Consider the following 20,510-nt stretch of genomic DNA (forward strand, 5'->3'; position numbering starts at 1 on the left):
ATAATCTCGGCAAAGGAGTCGTGTCGGTGATGAAAAAAACACAGCAGCACCTTCTGCCCCGGCGCATTATGGGCAACTTGTTGGCAGTAGGTATTCTTTCAATAGGCATTAACTCCGCTACGCTGGCTGAAGATGTGCCACCGGCGGCAGTCTTTAACTGGCAGGCGGCGCCCAGTGAGGAGGCCCTTGCCGAACTCAGCCTGCGGGAAGCCATTCTGCGGGCTTTCGCGCGTAATCCGCAAATCGCTCAGGCGTCCGCGCAAATTCGGGTGGGACAGGGGGATTTGGACGTCGCTGAAAGCGCTTGGTATCCGCAAATTTCTTTACAGGGAACGGCGGGTAAATCCCATCAAACTGATTCTGCCGGCAGCTTGAACAGCAACGCATCTGCCGGTGTGATGCTCAGTCAGTTGCTGTATGACTTCGGGAAAACCGGAGGCAGCATTGATGAACAGAAACAACTCTCCGACGCCTATCGCTATGAATTGTTTAACACTATGACCGCCGTGGGGTTAAGCACTTTGCAGGCCTATTTACAAGTCAAACGCTATCAGGCGCTCACCGCCGCGGCCAGAGACAATCTGGCTTCTCTGGAGCGAGTCAGAGACATTGCTCAACTGCGTGCTGATGCCGGTCTTAGCTCTCAATCCGACGTGTTACAGGCGGGAACCCGCATTGCCGGTATGGTGGCGACGCTGGAGCAATATCGAGCGCAGCAGCGCTCTGCTCAGGCGCAGCTCACGGTGCTCACCGGTGTGGTTTCCGACAACCTGCCGGATCTGCCTAAAACGCTACTCAATCAGAAAATTGCTCTTAACGCGATTCCTTACGATGCCAGCAGCGCGGTGCGCGGGGCGGAATCCAAGCAGCAGGCGGCCATGGAACGGGTACGACAAAATCAGGCGCAGCATTGGCCGACGTTAAAAGTACAGGCGGGGCGCACTCGCTATGAAAATGACTCACGATCTTACTGGGACGATCAGGTTCAGTTGGCAGTGGAAGCGCCCTTGTATCAAGGGGGCGCGGTCAGCGCGCGAGTACGTTCTGCCGAAGGCGCCAGAGCCGCTGCACAGGCTGAAGTGGAAAAAGCCAAGCTAGATGTGAACCAACGTGCCTCTACCGCTTATGCCGACATGATTGGGGCTCAGCAGCGCCAGCTTGCCGGCGATCAGCAGTTACAAAGCGCGCGTCATACCCGCGAGGTGTATCAGGATGAATATAAGCTCAGCAAGCGCAGTCTGAACGATTTGCTCAGCGTGGAACAGGATGTATTACAGGCCGATTCAATGCGTCTGATGGCGCTGTATGACGGATGGGATGCTACCGCGCGTTATGCCGCTGCGGTAGATAATCTGATCGATATGTTGGGAATTGATCGTGTGGCCCAGAGCGGCGAAAAGCTACCTGCTCTCTGATAACCGGCCCTTACGCTATTGAGGTAAGGATGAGGTGTTTAATTGACCGTTTCTGATGAGGCGACAGGGGTAACATGACAGCACAATCAACGCCAACGGAGGTTTGGATCACGGCGATGGCAAGGGTTGCCAGTCGCTATGGTCAACCGACCGATACCAATTTTCTCAGCCAGCAAATGCGCTGGTATGAACAACTCAGCTGGCCACGTCAGTTGGAGCGACTCAGTAGTTTGCTGGGATTACAGGTAACGCTGGTTCCGGTCAGCAAAGTCCATTGGCGCAATGAATTAATGCCGGTGTTGCTAGAGCTGGAACCGGGCAGTGTAGCGGTAATCGAAGGCATCACCGAAGCAGGCGTCGTCAATTATTGGTTGAGCGATGGCGGCGATTTGGTGCGGGAAGCAGATCTGCCGGAGCTGCTGGCGCGCAGTCCGGGCATGGCCATTATGGTTGGTATTGCCCCCCGAGGCCGCGACCAGCGTATTGATGAATTTGTGCAACCTTATCGTAAACACTGGTTTTGGCGACATTTCCGCGGTGCCGGACGCAAAATTGCCGAAATTTCGCTGGCATCCGTCATAGGTAACGTACTGGCACTGGGGGGAATTCTATTCTCCATGCAGGTCTACGACCGAGTGATTCCAGCACAGTCTTATTCGACGCTGTGGGTACTGTTCTTTGGCGTACTGCTGGCGGCGGCGATGGAGTATGTCATTCGTCTGACCCGTACGCAGGTTTCGGATCTGATGGGGAAAAGCATCGATCTCAACGTGTCCTCTATGCTGTTTGTGAGGGCGATGGCGATCAAGAACGAAGCGCGCCCGAAATCTACCGGTTCCTTTATCTCGCAACTGAGGGAAATCGATCAGGTGCGAGAGTTGCTGACGTCCACTACCGTGGGCGCGGCGGCGGATATGCCTTTTGTGCTGTTGTTTTTAGCGATAATGGCGTTTATCGGCGGGCCGTTGGTGATTATTCCGCTGCTGGCGATCCCGCTGATTGTGATTCCCGGTTTACTGATTCAATGGCCGATGGCCAAGCTGGCGAAAGAAGGGATGCGCGAAGGCGCATTGCGAAACGCTATTTTAGTCGAAACCATCGAAGGCATCGAAGACATAAAAGCGTTGCAGGCTGAGCCGTATTTCCAGCGTCAATGGGAACAAACTCACGAAGTTAGCGCCGCAGTAGGGATGAAACAGCGCCTGTGGGGCGCCCGTCTGACCGGTTGGGCATCAACGGTACAACAGCTTACCTACGCCGGTATGCTGGTATTCGGTACTTATCTGGTTTTGGCCGGAGATATCACTACAGGTACGCTGGTTGCAAGCAGCCTGCTTTCCTCACGGACTATTGCGCCGTTGATGCAATTAACCATGGTGTTTTCCCGCTGGCAACATGCCAAAAGTGCCATGACCGGTCTGGACGAATTACTGAAAAAACCGCTGGATCGGCCCGAAGAGGGTGAACTGGCACATTGTCCGGTACTCAACGGCCACTATTTGCTGCGCAACGTGCAATACACCTACGACGCGGAGAAAGGGCAAAACGTTATTGGTATTAGCTCGCTGGAAATCAAACCCGGAGAGAAAGTGGCGATTCTCGGCAAAGTTGGTGCGGGGAAAACCACTTTACTGAAGCTATTAGCCGGTCAGGCCAGCGCCAGCAAAGGCAAAGTTATTATTGATGGCGTGGATATGCAGCGCATTGAACCCGCCGATTTGCGTCGCCAGCTCGGCTTTCTCTCGCAGGATTCACGTCTGTTCTTTGGCTCCTTGCGTCAAAACCTGATGCTTGGTCATCCGCACGCTACTGAGCAGGAAATGCTTCAGGCTCTGCGTATCAGCGGTGCTCTCAGTTTCGTACAGCAGGACGCCGCTAGCCTGGATCGCATTATTAATGAAGGGGGACGCGGTTTGTCCGGCGGCCAGCGCCAGATGGTATTGCTTAGCAGAATGATACTGCGTAACCCGCAGGTCGTTCTGATGGATGAACCCACCGCTTCGATGGATGAACAGCTGGAAGACTATGTTATTCGCCAAATGAATGCGTGGCTTGCGGGGCGCACCTTAGTGCTGGTGACTCATCGGCCAGCGCTGCTCAAATTGGTTGACCGCATCATCGTGATGGATGGCGGGCGGGTGATTGCCGACGGCCCGCGCGATCAGATTCTCAATGTGGTATCCGCAGCAGAAAAATCTAGGCAGGGCGCAGCGTAAGGGGAATTGGCATGGCAAATTTAGGCTTGCAGCAAGAAATGGCCCAACAGGAACGGCGTATTTCCGCCATTATTTGGTTTACGCTGGTGGGGATGGTGGTGATGTTTGTCTGGGCATATTTTGCCATTCTGGATGAAGTGACGGTGGGGGTGGGGAAGGTCACGCCCTCCAGTCGTGCGCAGCTGATTGAAAGTCTGGACGGCGGTATTATCGATGAACTGTTGGTGCATGAAGGCGCAATCGTCAGTAAGCAGCAGGTGCTGGCTCGTCTCGATCCCACGCGTTTTCAATCCAATTATGGTGAAGCTGCTGCGCGGGTGACGGCTTTGCGCGCTTCCTCAGAGCGTTTACGGGCGGAGCTGACCGGAGAGAAACTGGTTTTCAGCGCCAAAACCTTAAAAGAACCGGCTTTGGCGGCGCGAGAAATGCAGCTTTACCTCTCACGACGACAAAATATGACGGAAACCGTCAGCAACCTTCAACAGTCTCTCAAACTGGTTCAGCAAGAGCTGCAAATGACGGAGCCTCTGGTTGCGAAAGGGGCGGCCAGCCAGGTTGAGGTGATTCGACTACGGCGACAGGTAAGTGAGATCCGCGGCAAAATCGATGATGCTCGTAACCAATATGCGGTCAGAGCGCGAGAAGAGCAGGTGAAGAACAACGCCGATCTGGATGCCCAGCTTCAGGTGGTTGCCGGCAAAGAAGATCAGCTGACGCGCACCACCTTGATATCGCCGGTGCGCGGCATAGTAAAAGATATTCAGGTTTCCACCGTGGGCGGCGTGTTACAACCCGGCGGTAAGCTGATGGAAATCGTTCCTATAGAAGAGCAGCTATTAATTGAAACGCGAATCAACCCGCGTGACATCGCCTATATTCGCCCCGGATTGCCAGCAACGGTAAAAATTACTGCTTATGATTCATCAATTTATGGAAATCTTACCGGAGAGGTAGAGTCTGTATCGCCAGACACATTACAGGACGAAGTCCGGCGCGATCAGTTTTACTATCGCGTGTATGTCCGTACCGACAGGGCGGAATTAACCAATAAAGCCGGTAAAGCTTTCCCGATATTACCGGGAATGGTTGCTAGCGTAGAAATAAAGACCGGGCAAAAATCGGTGATGGATTACTTGATAAAACCGCTTAATAAAGTGAAAGAATCTTTGCGGGAACGCTAATTATTTCCTGAGAAACCTCAGTCGATGCTCAACATAAAACCTAAGCCCTTGTTTGTCGCAGGGGTTTATTTCGTTTGTTCGCCGGGGAACTCGCTCGGATAATCTAAGCTTTGCGTGCTGAAATAAACTAATGAAACTATACATTCCAATAATTATCACATGTAGCTATTTAGCAAACAGCAGAAACAAATATCCTCATTTTCTCCTTTATTGAGGTAAATAAAAAAGCCGATCAAAAGATCGGCCGTTAAATAAACGTATTTATAGAGATGCTTTAATCCGAAATGTGGGCAATAGCAAAAATAATGATGATAGCGGAATTATTATATCGTTCTGATTGACGGTATTTCTTATCAATTAGTGCTCAAAATGAAGTTCGAATAACATGATGTTTTTATGGTGTTTTTTATTTTATCTTGATTTTTGGTGCTATAAATAATGTATTTTGTAGTTCTGTGAAAGTTCGCTCGTATTTACATTGTGAAACCCTTAGTTGCTGCTTTGAAACATGTTCAGCTATTTAGTAGCATTTTCTGTATAGATTAATATTATTCTTATTACCACAATAGCAATACCCAATTGGGATAAATTGCTCGTTAGAGCAGTGGCGATAATAAGATATAATTACCGAGGATAATAACGATGAAACTTCGAGTTCTTTCTCTGTTGGTTCCAGCATTATTAGTAGCGGGTACCGCAGGCGCAGCTGAAATTTACAACAAAGACGGTAATAAACTGGATCTGTACGGAAAAATCGATGGCCTTCATTATTTTTCTGATAACAACGGCGTAGATGGCGATCAGTCTTACATGCGTTTTGGCCTGAAAGGCGAAACTCAAATTAGCGATCAACTGACGGGTTACGGCCAGTGGGAGTATCAGGCAAACCTGAACAAAGCTGAAAGTGAAGATAACAAAAACTTCACTCGTGTCGGCTTTGCCGGTTTGAAGTTCACTGACTTCGGTTCACTGGATTATGGCCGTAACTACGGCGTGATTTATGATGTCACTTCTTGGACTGACGTACTGCCAGAGTTCGGTGGTGACACTTACGGCGCGGATAACTTCCTGTCTCAGCGTGGTAACGGCATCCTAACCTACCGTAACAACAATTTCTTCGGTTTGGTTGATGGCCTAAACTTTGCTATGCAGTATCAAGGCAAAAACGGCAGTGGCACCGAAACCAATAATGGCCGTGATGTTCAGGGTCAAAACGGTGACGGCTACGGTATGTCCGTGTCCTACGATCTGGGCTGGGGCGTAAGCGCATCTGCTGCGTTCGCTAGTTCGAAACGTACTGAAGAGCAGAACGCTCCGGGTATCTATGGTCATGGCGACCGTGCTGATGCTTATACCGGTGGCTTGAAATATGACGCGAATAACGTTTATTTGGCAGCCAACTACACCCAAACTTACAATTTGACTCGTTTTGGTAATTTCAAAAACTCCAGTACTGACGCGGCTTACGGCTTCGCTAACAAAGCACAAAACATTGAGTTAGTGGCTCAGTATCAGTTTGATTTCGGCCTGCGTCCTTCCTTGGCTTACCTGCAATCCAAAGGTAAAGACATGGGTAACTACGGCGACCAGGATTTGGTTAAGTATGTTGACGTCGGCGCGACCTACTTCTTCAACAAAAACATGTCTACCTACGTTGATTACAAAATCAACCTGTTGGATGACAACACCTTCACCAAAAAAGCCGGTATCAACACTGATGATATCGTCGCGGTTGGTTTGGTTTACCAGTTCTAATCCCGATGATCTCGGGCATGATCTGATGCAGAACGCGGCCAAATGGCCGCGTTTTTTACCTGCGCACTCGGTGAGAAGGATTTGTGGGCTTGGGTTGTAGGCGAAATTTCAGGGGAAACAGGTTCTTCAGCGTATTTTTATCGTTCCTGCTAAAATTTAGTTCTGCTTTGAACAAGACGGAATAAGCAAAAGAGTGATGTGAACGCTGCAACAGCAACGGGTTCAGTCACAAAAACAGAATTAATTTTGTTCAATCTGACTTTTTTTAATCAAATTCAGAACGAAGTTTGACCAAACGAATTAAATTCCGATTTTTTTTAAATGAAACACTAGACATATCATCGCGCTAAGATGATAATGCCGCCCATTGGAAGGATGGCTGAGTGGTTTAAGGCAGCGGTCTTGAAAACCGTCGACTGTAACAGGTCCTAGAGTTCGAATCTCTATCCTTCCGCCAAATTCGCCGGCATAGCTCAGTTGGTAGAGCAACTGACTTGTAATCAGTAGGTCCCGAGTTCGACTCTTGGTGCCGGCACCAGCAGTAAGAAAAAAGACATCTTCGGATGTCTTTTTTTTCGCCCAAAATTTATCTCCTTACCTTTGCCCCCTCCAGTCCTATCGAGCTAATCTCGGAAAGTCTTTATACTCAGTCATCGCCTATGGTGGCCATTATGCGGAATCACTTATGTTTCCCCCGTTAAAGACTCAGCGTTGTCGGCTGCGAAAAATTCGCCCTTCGGATATTACACAGGTTTTTGCCGCACTGTCCGATCCGGCGGTAATAACCCACTACGGCGTAGCCTATTCCTCTCTGGCCGCCACGCAGATTCAGATGGATTGGTTTAGTAATATCTATGCGCAGCAAAGCGGTATCTGGTGGGGCATTTGCATTGCCGGAAACGATCGGGAAATTATCGGAGCCTGTGGGTTTAATCAATGGGATCATGATGTTCACTCGCTGGAATTAGGCTATTGGCTACTGCCAGGATATTGGGGGCAGGGATTGACTCGCGAGTGTGTCAATATCATTTCCAGCCATGCTTTTACAGAAATGGGGGTTCATCGTATTGAAGCCGTAGTCGAGCCGGAAAACCGTGCCAGTTGGCGACTATTGGAAAAATGTGGCTTTCATCATGAAGGCACGCGGCGGGAGTGCGAAATCAAAGATGGCAGGTTTATTAGCCTGAAAATCTATAGTCGCCTAGCAACCGATGAATATCCGGTAGGATTGCCCTGAGAAATGAAACGAAAACAATGCTCGTTGTTGAACACGATCTAAAGAAACTAATCATAAGAAACTGAAGTTGCGAGCAGGGCGCTAGAAGCCGTTTTATCGATGCTGTCCGCACAGAGATGAAGCAGGTCAGAGGATCATTGATGGATTTTTACTCATGAATAAAAAGGGCATCGGTGAGATGCCCTTATGCTTAATAATTACTTATCCGGTAATGATTGGATGGTGATTTTAGCGACCGTTGCTGGCTAAATCGGCCACCAGCTGGTTCACACCATCACTCATATTGGTGAATTTGGTCAGCTGTGTGCGAGTTACCACGACGAAAACGCCAATATTTTTTTCAGGAATCATCGCCATATAGGTAATAAAACCGCCGCCGCCGCCGGTCTTTTGAATGATTCCCGGCAAGCCATTTCTCGGAGCCATATACACCCAGCCTAAACCCAAGGCATCAGCCTGACCCGGTACGTCCATTCCTTTTAATGAAACCAGCTCATGCCGTTGGAAATACATCTTTTGTTCACGTTTCGCCGTGGCTTTTCTTGGACTGTTTTGTGTAGACAGGAACTGCTGCATCCAGCGTTGCATATCTTCTGGAGTGGAGTAAATACCGCCGCTGCCTGCCGCCGCCGTGGTATTACGGCAGGCGCTTCCGCCAACGCCAACCATCAGTCGGGCGCATTGTTCAGCCGTCGGGGTCAGGGTGGTATTTTTCATACCCAGCGGACCTGTGATTTTATCGCGCAGCAGCGTGGTGTAAGATTTTCCCGCCGCTTTAGAAAGCGCATCCGCCAGCAGGTCATAGGCCAGATTTGAATAGGCCGCCCGCACACCCGGCGGTACTGTAACTTTGGCGGTTTTCAGCCATTGCCAACGGTCGCTCTTAGTTGGCCAGGTAAATACCGGCCTTTTTTGTGGGCCACCGGGCTGTTCACGAGGAAATCCACTGGTGTGACTGGCTAAGCTCAACAAAGTTACCGGTTGTTTAGCGTTATAGCCGGGGACATAGGCCCCTTTTGGGGCATATTTTTTGAGCGGATCGGTGAGCTTCAGTTTCCCTTCTTCAGCCAGTTTCACCATAATTTCGCTAGTCATTAATTTTGTAATAGAAGCAATACGGATCAGTGAGTCCTGACGTGGGCGGATATTATTACCCGGCCGGGTTTCGCCAAAACTACGATTGACCACCTGATTGTTATCTATCACCACCAGCGCCATTCCCATTGCGCCGCTGTTATAAAAAATATGCTCGGCATGTTGATCCACAACTTGTGCCGTTAAACGTTCCGTTTGTGCATAACTTTGTACTGGCAGAGTGAACAGAGTCGCCACCAGTAAGGAAGTAGAGAAAGCTTTCAACAGTTTTTATCCATTTTCAAAAACAGAAGGGAAATTCACCCTGCTATATTAGTCAGTTATTGTCAGAAGAAAATGAAGAAAGGTGCAGTAGCGCAAGATATTTATCGTTGTTGAATATATAAAACGTTGGCAATGACCATGTTGCCCGAGAATTTCCTACAATAAATGAACGCAACATGTTGTTATTAAATGAATAAAATGAACCTAGGCTTGGCGTTCAGTTCTGAAAATAGTATCGAATTTAACTCGCACCACAAGCGCTCTGATGTTTACCGGCGGAAGGTATTTCAACGGGGGAAGGGCGTTATCAAGGAGGAAACTGTGTACTACAGCAGGTTAAGCCGGAAGAATAACCGTATTGCTGAATGACCATGGTTTCTTCGTGTGATGGCATCAATGGTCGCTTCTGATTTCGACAAGAGGCCGGTATGGCCAACAGGTTCGCAATAGCCGTTCATTGTTTGATATTAAAGTAACCGCCCTTAATGAGCGACGGTTATCCTCGTGTTATCGGCTTTCCGCTATCGGTTTGATTAATATTGCGGCCGTTTCTTTAACACCCAGCGGATTATTCCCCCAGCACTGCTCGTATTTCCAACCGGTAAGCTCTTCGGCCACCGTGCGAGCGTGGGGAGGAATATTGGCCATAGCGCCACCGGCTTTGATGCGCGCGATCTCTTCTAGCAAGATAGCGTGGTTTTTCCTGTCTAATTTCATTTGCGTGGTATAAAAAATAGCGACCAACGCTAGCGCGATCACCCCAATAGCAAAGACCCCAACAATGGCCTGAACCGCGATTTCTGGCTGCTCTGATTGACCGGAAACAAAGCCGAAGCGGCTGAGCGTCCAGCCCATAGAAAACACAATCACCGAACGCACCATCTTGCCGGCAAAAGTCATGGCACCGGCGTAAATCCCCTCGCGGCGGCGTCCGGTCAGCACTTCGTCTACGTCGGCCAAAAAGGTATAAACCGTCCACGGAATGTAGTAAATGCCACCAGTACTCAGGCCGAATACGGCGGTAATAGCGAACAATACAACTACGGTGGTGGTTTCTGACCAACCGGTAAAATACAGCGCGGCGTAAGCGATTACGCTAACAATCACAACCTGTAATGCGATACGGAAAGGGCGGGCAAAGCCCATTTTGACGCAAATACCGATAAATATGGCGGTTGATATCAGCTGCATAATCGAACTGAAACTGTTGAGTTGAGCAACCAGTGTGGCATCTTGCCCCAGACCAAAAATAATAAAGTAGGTAAATGCTGAAGCGAATAACCATTCTGCACCGAAGCCAAACAGATACATTCCTAAATGCTTGCGGAAAATGCGCAGTTGGAAAGTGGATGCCATATCAACACAGAGTTTTTTCAGCGCTTGTCCCAAGCTATGGGTGGTTTCTCTCACTACTTCACTGGCCGGTCGTTCCCAGGAAGAAGAATACAGCCAAATCATTGCACTACACATAATCAAACCGTAGGCGATGCCGGTATAAAGAAACGGCGTGGCCGAATCTTTCCCATAGATAGCAATAAACTGGCCGGGGATAAAAGCCGCCAGAAAGTTGGCCACTTTGCCAAAGATTGCTTTAGAGCCAGTGAGTTTGGAGCGTTTGGCAAAATCTGTCGTCATTTCGGTCGCCAGCGTTTCATAAGGCACCATAATTGAGGTATAGATAAGCTCGAACAGCGCGTAGGACAGCAGGTAATACCAGAAACCAAAACCGCTCATCCACAACAATGGATAAACCAATACTAGCGGGATTCCGAGCAGGATAAAGAAGCGACGGCGGCCAAATAGACGGCCCAGACGGGTGTTATAGAAATTATCCGTGATGTAGCCCATAACCGGGTTACTTATGGCATCTAGAATGCTGGCGATGGAGAAAATCGTTGCGGCCTCGACCACCGTTAACCCACAGAATGTGGTATAGAAATACATCAACCAAGCGCCGCTTATCGCCAATGCGCCGCTGCCTAAGAGATTGGCGCTGCCGTAAGCCAAGGTATGCCGCGCTGAAATTTGTCTGTTCATTCTTACCGCCGCCTCAAATATAAAACAATGTTTTATTTATAATGGTTCATTGTTTCCTTTATATGGATTTCCTTTGGTCAAAAATGAGTCAATGATCACGAAACAGTGTTTTGAATTTGAAAGAGACGAGTAACTTGATAAAAGTTGATATAAATCAACCTAGACTATAGGTATGAGAAACATCAACGACATCGCATCGATGTACCTAACGCGGTGTTAGAAAAGTGCAGGCTAATGAATAATGGCTAATTTTTCGCCGAAATTCGGTGATAAACACGGTAATATTGAAAAATTGGATTGTGATTTTTGGTCAGGTTCAAATTAGCCAACCGGTGGTTGGCGCTGGTAGAAATAACGTTGGCTGACGTGCCGATGAGGCGGTCAGCGACATTTAAGGAAATAAATGGCCAGAAAAAATCCGTATTACGATGCCAGCAAGCCGCATCACACAGAATTCGGGTTTCAGAATCTGGAGCCGGTGGCTCATCATTCGCGGGATCTCAAGCGTTGGCGCGAAGAACGGAAACGTCAATCATTACCTAAGCCGCCGTCACAGGGGTATCCGGCATTTATTGCTCAATGGTGCCAACAGGCTGATTTTAGTGGTGAAGATGATGCTGCCTGGTGGTTAGGGCATGCCTGCGTATTATTGCGTATCGGTGGGCGGACGGTACTGTTTGATCCAGTGCTGTCATCGAGAGCCTCCCCACTGCATTTCTACGGCCCACATCGTAAAACGCCAGTTCCGACCAAGGTTGAAGGGTTACCGAATATTGATGTGATTGTGATTTCGCATAATCATTACGATCATCTGGATGTCAGAACCGTCACCCAGTTATTAAAACATTCTCCTCAGGTCAGTTTTGTGGTTCCCCTAGGTTTAAAGCCTTGGTTGCTGAATCATGGTGTAAAAGTTATTCATGAAATGGATTGGTGGGAGAGTAATAAAATTGCCGATACCGAGTTTCATTGTGTTCCGGCTCGCCACTGGAGTATGCGCACGCCTTGGGATCGCAACCATTCGTTATGGTCTGGCTGGGTAGTGAAGCAGCAGGGGATTAATTTCTACTTTTCTGGGGATACCGGCTATTGCAAGCAGTTGGTTGAAATTGGTGAACGGCTTGGTCCTTTTAACTATGCGGCTTTGCCGATTGGAGCCTATGCGCCGAGATGGTTTATGCAGGCGCAGCATATGGACCCGCAGCAATCGGTTCAGCTTCACCAGCAATTTAGCGAACCTGTTACCATTCCAATTCACTGGGGCGTTTTTGAGTTAGCCGACGAATCCTTAGATGAACCGCCGGAACAGTTAGCGTTGGCACTGGCTGCCGCTGATTGTGATAAAGGCCGCTTTAAACCGATTAAAATTGGCGGCCGGATCACGTTAATCGCCTAACTCATTGAGGTCATAGCCAATGGCTTAGCGCGCTTTGGTTCCTTCAGATAGCCAGGGTGAAGCAGTACTCCAGAAAATAATATTCGCACCTAAATAGTTCTCTGCATAGTCGGTAAACTCAGCTTTGGTAAAGGGTTTGCCGGTTTTAGCATTGGTGTAGGTGAGGGTGGGTTCCTGAACGGCCATTCCAACCAGACTAAGCTTGCCTTTGTATTGATGAAAGAACGGATAGGCATTTTTCATCTGCGCTTTTTTATTTGGCACAATATCTGGCCCGCCTAGCCCCACCTTGTTTTTCGCAGCGAATTCAAACAGGCGTGACATGTATTGATGGTCATTATTCCATTCACAAGGCCAAAAATTGACGTATTGCACCACATGGGATTTAGAGAAGGCTTTACGGGCAAAAGCCATATTTTCCATCTCTGCGGCAAAGTATTTATCACAACTAAAGCCGGATTTATCCCTTTTAATATCGGGATCGATGGCGGTTTCTGGCAGATTGACGCCAAATACCCGTCCGTCGAATTTTGTAGCTAATGCCGCCAGCAGTTTTTGATAGCGTTGTTGTACTGCCGGATTCCACTGCTGGGCTACCCAACCTGAACCCACAGGCTTATTTTCGCCGGGATTATCATATTGCGGCACGATACCGCCGTTGTAGTGCGGATCTTTCATTAGATAGGCTGGAACGTTTTTAGCTTGAGGTTCAAAGAAACGGTCCTGAATTTGAATAAAAAGCTTCTTATTCAGACTATTAAGGTAGGCAAGGTCACGTTCGATCTGCGAAAAATCATACTGATCTTTGTCGGTTTCTAATGCCTTCCAATTATAGACAATTTGTACTCCGCCAATATCAGGCCGCTGAATCAGAGAGGAAATAGTCGTTAAATCGTCTGAACCGGTATACAAAAAGTTTTGTGGTACCGCGCCAGTGGCAGCATAGGAAAATAACGTTATTAGCAGACCTGTGTGTAATAAAATATTTCCCGCAAGTTTCATATTCTTCCTTAAATAAGTTGGGCTAATTATTTTGCGCGAGCTAATGGCGATAACAGTCACAGCAATATATTCACAGCATTAAAGGTTACGCAATTGAACGTAAAGTAATAAAACATGTTGATAGTGTGCACGGCTAGATGCCGGTATTCAGCCTTCGTAGCGCTTGAATAGCCTTAGGCTCAAGATAGACTACTGTTCTATGGCTGCTAATAATACGGCTTACAATAACGTTGCGTGGCCCGGTTTGCCACGCCTCACTGCGGTAGAACTGTGCCTGTTTGCGCTCAAGCTCTGCGAGATTGGCGTATGAGCGAATCAGATAATAACTGTCTTCCAGTTCTATACCTTTGCCATAAGCCACTACGTCTATACCGGCTTTCTGATGTAGCGGAATACTAATATCCTGCATAACCCGATGAAAAATATTGCTGCTATCGGGCTGTAATTTATATAGAAGAATTTCGACTGCTCGATACATGTCTATCTCCGGATAGATGCAGATCGGCGGAGATTAGCTTTCCATAGTCAGCCATTCGTCCGCTTCTTCAAACATCTCTTCGATCAATCTGTTCAGAGCAGATTTTTCCAGCTTGGTCACACCCGATACGTTGAGACCGTTGGCCTGCATGGCCTTAACGTGGACGTCAGCTTCTGGGTGAATCCGATGCACACGTTTGGTCAACTCTTCCTTGATCAAATCAGTGGCGTTGGTCAGACCGCCGACGTTTCTTTTGTCATAAATCAACTCAATACGCATATCTTCCCCTAAAAAATGTCAGGATAATTTACTCAAAAACAACTGGGTTAATATACAGTATTATGGTGTTGACACCAAGCCGGTTTTTTCTGCCGTCAGAAATTTAGGACAATATCTAAGGCTGAACCTAGCGATATGTCAGGGTAAAACTCGCTACGCTATTGGCCGCCCCGGGCGTAATTTTAACCCCGGTTTGGTAATAACGACTGGCCATCGGGATTTCATTGACTCCAACCGTGGTGCTATTGAGTAAATTCGTGAGCGTCCCCAACTGAAGGGGATTGCCATCATAAAGGATCTGAATTCCTAGACCGCTAGCCACTTGCTCTCCGGTGTCGCCGTTTAACGGCAATACACTGTCGCTAGTGCCGGAAGTTCCCAGAGTGAGTGAAACTTTGGTGTTAACTTCGCAATGCAGCCCGATGGTAAATGGGACGGAGCGGCCATAGCTGCCGGGACCGGAGAAAGAATGACTATTGACGGTACCCATAGGAACCTGAATGGAAGGCGTGGTGGTGTTACAGCCGTTGACCTGAATATCTACCGCTGGAAAGGATATTGAACCTAAACCCCGGCCATTGGTAATACCCAGACAGGTGTAACCCACATAGATCGGGTTATATGCCGACAACGCGCCAGACGTTATATTGGCATATTTCACCAAGAAATATTCCAGATTGGTGCGCATCAAATAGCCTTCAGGCGTGTTTCTTGGTGCGTAAACATCTAGCAATCCGCGTCTACCGTCGGTTTTGTACGCGATGCCGACGCCCTCCTTTGAGGTTTTATACACGGTCATTGAATCGTAATCGATGCCCGTCGTTTCGGAGAATGTTCGTGGTTGAAGAACGAAGTTTCCCGGTGCACCGAACGAATTGTTTTTAACTACTTTTACCGCATAGCTATACACGCCAGAGGCAAGTAATGTACCAATCGGAGCATTTACCGGAACGGTGATGGGTCCCTGGCTGGTACTGGGATAGATATCCCACACAGCCCAACATTCAGCTTCGGCATAACTTTTGGGAGTGAAAACCAACGCCAGCAGCAGAATGAGATAAATCCCTTCTTGTCTTATGGACAACATTTTCAATCTATTCAGCATATATTCCTCCTGCTCCATGAGAGTGTTTCCTTCATTAAGATAATGGGGGAATAGTGGTTCGCGTTTTCTTTTCCACTGAACTTTCCCCATTATCTATTTAAGGTGGTTAATAAATACTATAAATTCAATTTATTAGAGTTTTTTGTTCGGGGTTGGATTTTTAGCTAGTTTATCCAGTCGCGTATATTCCGGATTTAAATATCTATAACAGCGGTTTATTTTTCTCTGCGGCTGAAACTCTGGATCGGGTTGATGAGTAATACGGTTACGAATATCTCTTCTGAATATTTCGATGGTCCACATCCACACCACGTGACCGAACATTTCGGATAAAAGCTCATGAAAAGGCAGTTGCCACAGCGGCGGGCCCCAGCCGAAAAGTGGTAACAGCACGCCGTGGAACCCTAAAGTGACCAGAATGGCAAACGCTGCACCCTGCCAGAGTTTGATCGCTGGGAATACTTCAGCCACTAAGCAATAAAACAGGGCAAACAGGATGGAGAATAGATGATGAACGCCCGCCACGCCCCAGTTAATGATATGACCTGAATATTGATAGGTCATATCGCTGACCTTGAAACCCAAATCTTGCAGCATCTCCGCCGGTGGAATAGCTCTGTCCGCTGTTCTTGGTGGAAAAGGGATCTCCGTTCCCCATTTAACGAAGCTGGCAATATTCCCACCTAAAAAACCGGCCCATAGGGCGGCGCTATAATTCCTGTATTTTTTCTGTGTAGTAGCAAAAGATAATTTCACAAACATTCCTTATTTAAAACGACCAATACTTCGGTTTTTAGACTGAAGATTTTATTAAATTATATAATTTAATAAGTTAGAGATTTTTGAATCTCCCTTGTGTAGCTTCACTCGCGGCGAGAAAATCTTTTATCATTGGTAAATTAGGGTAAAACTTGCCACGGCGTTGGCTGCTCCTGGCGTGATTTTTTCTCCGGTTTGGTAATTACGCGCTGTTAGCGGAGTTTCGACGTTGCCAACATTGGTGTTATCCAACAGGTTAATCACTTCCCCCAAAGGGAAGGGAGCGCCCTTGTTGAGCATTTGAATCCCTAAGCCAGTGGCAACGGCTGTCCCGTCAGCACCGCCATTATTTTCCAATAACTTTGATGAATAAGAATAACTTCCCGATCCCAGCAATGTGCCTATCGGGGCATTTTTCGGCACGATAATGGGTTCCACAGTGACATTAGGTGAGATATGCCACATAGCGCGGCAATCAGCATATGCCTGAGAAGGAAATATCATCGTTAACAGAAAAGCGAAGATCGCCTGATGAGAGAGATTGTTCCCTAGGATGAAAAAATCGCCTTTATGTATCATGCTGTGTTGCTCCTGTACCCAACTTCCTGCAATGGCGCTATCTATTTGAAAAGTAATATTCTTATTGCCATCAGCATCTAATGGTGATTGGCCTGTCATTTGCTATCTGTAATTCAGGGTAATATTGGCTGTGCTTCTGGCTCGACCTGCTTTGATAAACTCATCCTTCTGGTAATAACGGGCCGATAGTAAAATCTGTGCGCAGCCTGTTTCCGAGAATGAAATACCGCTAAACAGGTACCCAAGTGTGATAGGTTGCCCGCCGTATAACAGTTGAATGCCTATTCCTTGCGCCGTGCCATTGCCGCTGTCTACTGCCAGCAGGTCAGGCGAACCTTCAATGCCAGCGCCGTCGATCGCTATTTTGATTTTGTCCGTGGCGGCACAGTTGAGTGGGATTGAAAACGCCACTTCATTTGCAGTGCTATTCAGGCCGGAAAAGGCGCTTTCTTTTACCTGTTCCAAAGGAATATTCAGTTTTGCCTTCTGAACGCTGCAGGCTCGTACCTGCACTGAAGCTCCGTACATCAACCCATTCCAGTCGTAAAGGCCGTTTCCACCGCTGGCAAAGCAGGAATAACCAACGTTGAATATTTTATAGCGTGATAGCTTTCCCCCCGAAATCGGACCGTACTTAACCAGGTAATAATCGAGATTTGAGGATATGGCATCGCCTCTCAGGCTTTTACTGTTATGGGTTATTTGCCGCTTTTCGGCACTGCCATTTGTTGGCGTAACGGTATAGGCCACGCCAACGCCGTCCAGATTGGTTTTAAATACGCTGATTCCGCGATATTTAAGCCCAGTAAACTGAGTTAACGGATTGATAGTGATAACAAAATCCCCCGCTGAGTCCGCATATGAGTTATCCATAATACGCGCCGCAATATGGGTTTGCCCCCGCGCCAGCAGGCTGCCTATGGGCGCACTTTTATCCACGGATACCGGTTTGGGAAAAACCAGAATCGGGGCGTGAGTGAGGAAAGAACGACATCCGGCCGCTCCCTCCCGCATTTCCCACATCATCAACATGAAAAATAAGGTGATATAGCCTAAATAGCGCGGTAATCTCCGAGCCTTCATCCTTGCTCCTTGCCTAAAAATGGCGGCCGCATACGTTTGGCCATCCTTTGCATATCTATGTCATTACCGCTTTACAACTGGCTTGTAGCGTCACTACCGATGAACCGTTATCGTCAGAGGTTGTGGGTAGGGTGTAGTCCGCTACACACTTCTCCTGTGTGCCGTTGCTGTCCCATTCCACCAGTAAACTTCCCTTATCAGGGATACCGCTCAGATAAACCTCTTCATTGTTGGCGACAATTCCGCTATTGATCGATAGGCCGTCATCATGTTCTAGCGATGCGTTGGCGCCGAACGGAATGGTTTTTCCATCGAAGTTCAGTTTGATTAACGCGCGTTTTCCGACGCGGGTTTTGAAATCAGCCAGCACCACAGCGCCTCTGGTTGGCACCACGGTTTGGACACTGGTATCAATATCGACGTCTTCGCCCAAGGTTTGGGTGTCCAGCGCAATTCGGTTTTTACGATAAGTGCTGACATAAGGAACGACCGCGTAACCTCGCCAGTCGGTATAGACGCCGTTGCTGTTTTGTACCTTCACTCCGCTGGCTCCCGGCGCTTTAACCAACGCCAGTGTTTCACCTTGTGATTGCGAGAAAGTGACACCAAATGGGTGCGCAACTACGCCTCCGCGCAGGTTATAGTTCAGCCGTCGGGAGTCTTTGTCATAGCTGTAACCAGAGCCGACTTCACCATAGGTGCCGCGATAGTTAGCGTTAAGGTTGCCGCTGGCACCGTTGCCCTGATTGGTATAGTTCTGCTGAATGTTGTAATTCAGATTGTTGTCCGCCAGCGCGGTGCCGCTCAAACCAAGCTGCTGGGTGGTACGTCCGGATTTGTTGTGGTTGATGTTGTAGGTAGACCAGCTGTTTGCTAACCAACGATCGAGAGGAACCTGCACGCTGAAAGCTAACACACTGTCGCTATTACCTACGCCCGGCGTCTGCGTGTGGCTATATGACAGACTGTAGTTAATGCCCCCCTGATTCAGGTTATAACCTGTGCTGATATTGCGTTCATAGCCAGACTGCCACCAATAATCCTGCTGATACCCGGAGATATAAAGATGACCGTATCCGCCCATAGACTGGTTAAGATTGAGCTGTATTTTGCTGCGTTTGTTGTAATTTGGACGCCAGCCGTTGGCATTCTCTCGATATTCATTAGCTTCGCTTAAGGTATAAAAACCTTCGGTGGAATAGCGATAACCCGCCAAAGTAAAATTGGTATTAGTAGTAGTAATATCTTTGGAGTACTGGAAGCGATAGGATTGCCCCTGGCTTTTTTTTCCGCTTCGATGAGAAGTATTAGCCTGAGTGGCATCGAGAGATATCGAGCCTATATCGCCGAAACCATGACCGACCCCGAGCACGCCGGAAGTGTATTTCTCTGCAGTCAATAATCCCCCATACAAAGTGGTATCTGCGGGCAACCCGTAAATCAGGGTTGACTGGGCAAAGTTCGGCGTTGCCGCAAAAGGGGTAGTCGTGCGATATTTCCCTGCCGTAACGGCATATTTCAACTGGCCTTCGCGTTGCATAATAGGCACTGCAGAGAAGGGCTGCACAAAGCTACGCTCAGTACCATCCGCTTCCCGAATAGTGACGTCCAACCCACCGCTGGATGAGGTCGGATAGAGGTCGGTAATGGCAAAACTTCCGGGAGGAACATAGGTTTGGTAGATGATATAGCCATTCTGTCGAATGATGACCTGAGCGTTACTCTGTGCAATACCGCGCACTACCGGAGCAAAACCGCGGCGGCTATCTGGCAGCATATTGGTGTCGGAAGCTAACTGGATTCCGCGGAATTGGACGCTATCAAACACTTCGCCGGGCGTCGAACTGTCACCCAGGGTCAGTGCACCTTTCAGCGGCTGAATATCTCGCTGTACGTAGGTATTAATGTTCTTCCATTCACGTCCACTCTTATTACTATCGGAGTACGTGGAGTAGTTCCGTAACCGCCAGGCGCCTAAATTGGCTCCGCTACGCAAGTTAAGATAATAGTTACTGTTCGTCCCTTCACTGCGCGAATCCCAGGTGTTAGAACCGGTAAAGCTGTAGTTAACCAGCGCGGCAGGAATCCCCTGATTCCATAACTTTGGGTCAATGGCATCGCGCGCTTCATTGTTAAGCGCTGCTTGTGGAATGCTGATATCCAATCGCTGCCGGTTAAAGTTAAAACGAGTGAAAGCTTCAGGGATATGTTGATCTAAATTACTGAATGCTTGATTCTGTGGTATCGTTTTAAGTGATGAAAACGCCTCAATATTGACTCCCATAGCAGCCAATTCTTTTGTGGTCAATTCCGGCTTTAGCTTGCCGTTACGATCCACAAAGGTCACTGAGCGTTCATCGACTTTGCTATCGTTCAGGTAAATATCCACCCGATAGGTTCCGGGAATTTGCGAACCGGTGGTGGAAAACTGACCGAGACTGACGTTCTGAGGCGTACCTTCTTTCAATTCAAGCGCATAAGGGTTGAAATAGTCTGCCGCCGAAACGTTGGCTATCGGTGCAGCAGATGCTACAGCGAACAGAGCCCAAAGGATATGCTGGGTGAGTCCCGCCGGTTTGCAATGTTTTTCCATAACAAAATTCCTCCATTTGGGGCCGAAAAAAGCGTA

Annotated in this window: 15 protein-coding genes, 2 tRNA genes and 1 pseudogene; 8 read left to right on the forward strand and 10 right to left on the reverse strand. The window is 48.2% G+C overall.

What is annotated here, in order from left to right; all coding sequences use genetic code 11:
- Nucleotides 1-29 precede the first annotated feature (29 nt).
- From AD970_RS04160 to AD970_RS04190, 7 genes are all read left to right on the forward strand, one after another.
- Complete coding sequence (locus AD970_RS04160; protein ID WP_084728110.1) at nt 30-1,415, forward strand: TolC family outer membrane protein; 1,386 nt, start codon at nt 30-32, stop codon at nt 1,413-1,415.
- Between the two features lie 74 nt (nt 1,416-1,489).
- On the forward strand, nt 1,490-3,631 hold the full coding sequence (locus AD970_RS04165) for a type I secretion system permease/ATPase (RefSeq protein WP_235786902.1): 2,142 nt from the start codon (nt 1,490-1,492) through the stop codon (nt 3,629-3,631).
- A gap of 11 nt (nt 3,632-3,642) precedes the next feature.
- Nucleotides 3,643-4,812, forward strand: coding sequence for an HlyD family efflux transporter periplasmic adaptor subunit (locus AD970_RS04170; RefSeq protein WP_049597070.1), 1,170 nt, complete (start codon nt 3,643-3,645; stop codon nt 4,810-4,812).
- Nucleotides 4,813-5,454: 642 nt separating this feature from the next.
- A complete protein-coding gene (locus AD970_RS04175) occupies nt 5,455-6,567 on the forward strand; it encodes a porin OmpC (protein ID WP_049597071.1) in 1,113 nt (370 codons plus the stop codon).
- 369 nt (nt 6,568-6,936) lie between these two features.
- A tRNA-Ser gene (locus AD970_RS04180) sits at nt 6,937-7,024 on the forward strand.
- A gap of 5 nt (nt 7,025-7,029) precedes the next feature.
- Nucleotides 7,030-7,105: transfer RNA gene (locus AD970_RS04185), tRNA-Thr, on the forward strand.
- A 147-nt stretch (nt 7,106-7,252) separates the two neighbouring features.
- A complete protein-coding gene (locus AD970_RS04190; RefSeq protein ID WP_049597072.1) occupies nt 7,253-7,804 on the forward strand; it encodes a GNAT family N-acetyltransferase in 552 nt (183 codons plus the stop codon).
- A 228-nt stretch (nt 7,805-8,032) separates the two neighbouring features.
- On the opposite strand, the gene ampH is transcribed toward AD970_RS04190, so the two are convergent.
- Both ampH and AD970_RS04200 read right to left on the reverse strand, forming a co-directional pair.
- Entirely contained in the window at nt 8,033-9,166 is a 1,134-nt protein-coding gene (gene ampH / locus AD970_RS04195; RefSeq protein WP_049597073.1) for a D-alanyl-D-alanine-carboxypeptidase/endopeptidase AmpH, read from the reverse strand.
- 504 nt (nt 9,167-9,670) lie between these two features.
- Nucleotides 9,671-11,200, reverse strand: coding sequence for an MFS transporter (locus AD970_RS04200; protein ID WP_049597074.1), 1,530 nt, complete (start codon nt 11,198-11,200; stop codon nt 9,671-9,673).
- Between the two features lie 403 nt (nt 11,201-11,603).
- Here AD970_RS04200 and AD970_RS04205 point away from each other — a divergent pair, with 403 nt between their 5' ends.
- Nucleotides 11,604-12,596, forward strand: a complete 993-nt coding sequence (locus AD970_RS04205) for an MBL fold hydrolase (RefSeq protein ID WP_049597075.1) — start codon at nt 11,604-11,606, stop codon at nt 12,594-12,596.
- Nucleotides 12,597-12,620: 24 nt separating this feature from the next.
- On the opposite strand, the gene AD970_RS04210 is transcribed toward AD970_RS04205, so the two are convergent.
- The 8 genes and pseudogenes from AD970_RS04210 to AD970_RS04245 form a co-directional block, all read right to left on the reverse strand.
- On the reverse strand, nt 12,621-13,598 hold the full coding sequence (locus tag AD970_RS04210; RefSeq protein WP_049597076.1) for a hypothetical protein: 978 nt from the start codon (nt 13,596-13,598) through the stop codon (nt 12,621-12,623).
- A gap of 133 nt (nt 13,599-13,731) precedes the next feature.
- Nucleotides 13,732-14,076: an NIPSNAP family protein gene (locus AD970_RS04215; protein WP_049597077.1), complete on the reverse strand. Its 345-nt coding sequence runs from the start codon at nt 14,074-14,076 to the stop codon at nt 13,732-13,734.
- Nucleotides 14,077-14,109: 33 nt separating this feature from the next.
- The gene (locus tag AD970_RS04220) at nt 14,110-14,355 is read right to left on the reverse strand and encodes a DinI-like family protein (protein WP_049597078.1); all 246 of its coding nucleotides are present in this window, start codon (nt 14,353-14,355) and stop codon (nt 14,110-14,112) included.
- Between the two features lie 127 nt (nt 14,356-14,482).
- Nucleotides 14,483-15,460, reverse strand: coding sequence for a fimbrial protein (locus AD970_RS04225; protein ID WP_157045444.1), 978 nt, complete (start codon nt 15,458-15,460; stop codon nt 14,483-14,485).
- 276 nt (nt 15,461-15,736) lie between these two features.
- Nucleotides 15,737-16,222: pseudogene (locus AD970_RS04230) on the reverse strand (YagU family protein); the annotation flags it as partial.
- 126 nt (nt 16,223-16,348) lie between these two features.
- Entirely contained in the window at nt 16,349-16,897 is a 549-nt protein-coding gene (locus AD970_RS04235; RefSeq protein WP_049597080.1) for a fimbrial protein, read from the reverse strand.
- A gap of 3 nt (nt 16,898-16,900) precedes the next feature.
- Entirely contained in the window at nt 16,901-17,881 is a 981-nt protein-coding gene (locus AD970_RS04240; RefSeq protein ID WP_049597081.1) for a fimbrial protein, read from the reverse strand.
- 55 nt (nt 17,882-17,936) lie between these two features.
- Nucleotides 17,937-20,474 (reverse strand): fimbria/pilus outer membrane usher protein, encoded by a 2,538-nt coding sequence (locus tag AD970_RS04245; protein ID WP_053215258.1) that lies wholly within the window; start codon nt 20,472-20,474, stop codon nt 17,937-17,939.
- Nucleotides 20,475-20,510: the final 36 nt, after the last annotated feature.

It is taken from the genome of Yersinia nurmii (genome assembly GCF_001112925.1).
GTDB lineage: Bacteria > Pseudomonadota > Gammaproteobacteria > Enterobacterales > Enterobacteriaceae > Yersinia > Yersinia nurmii.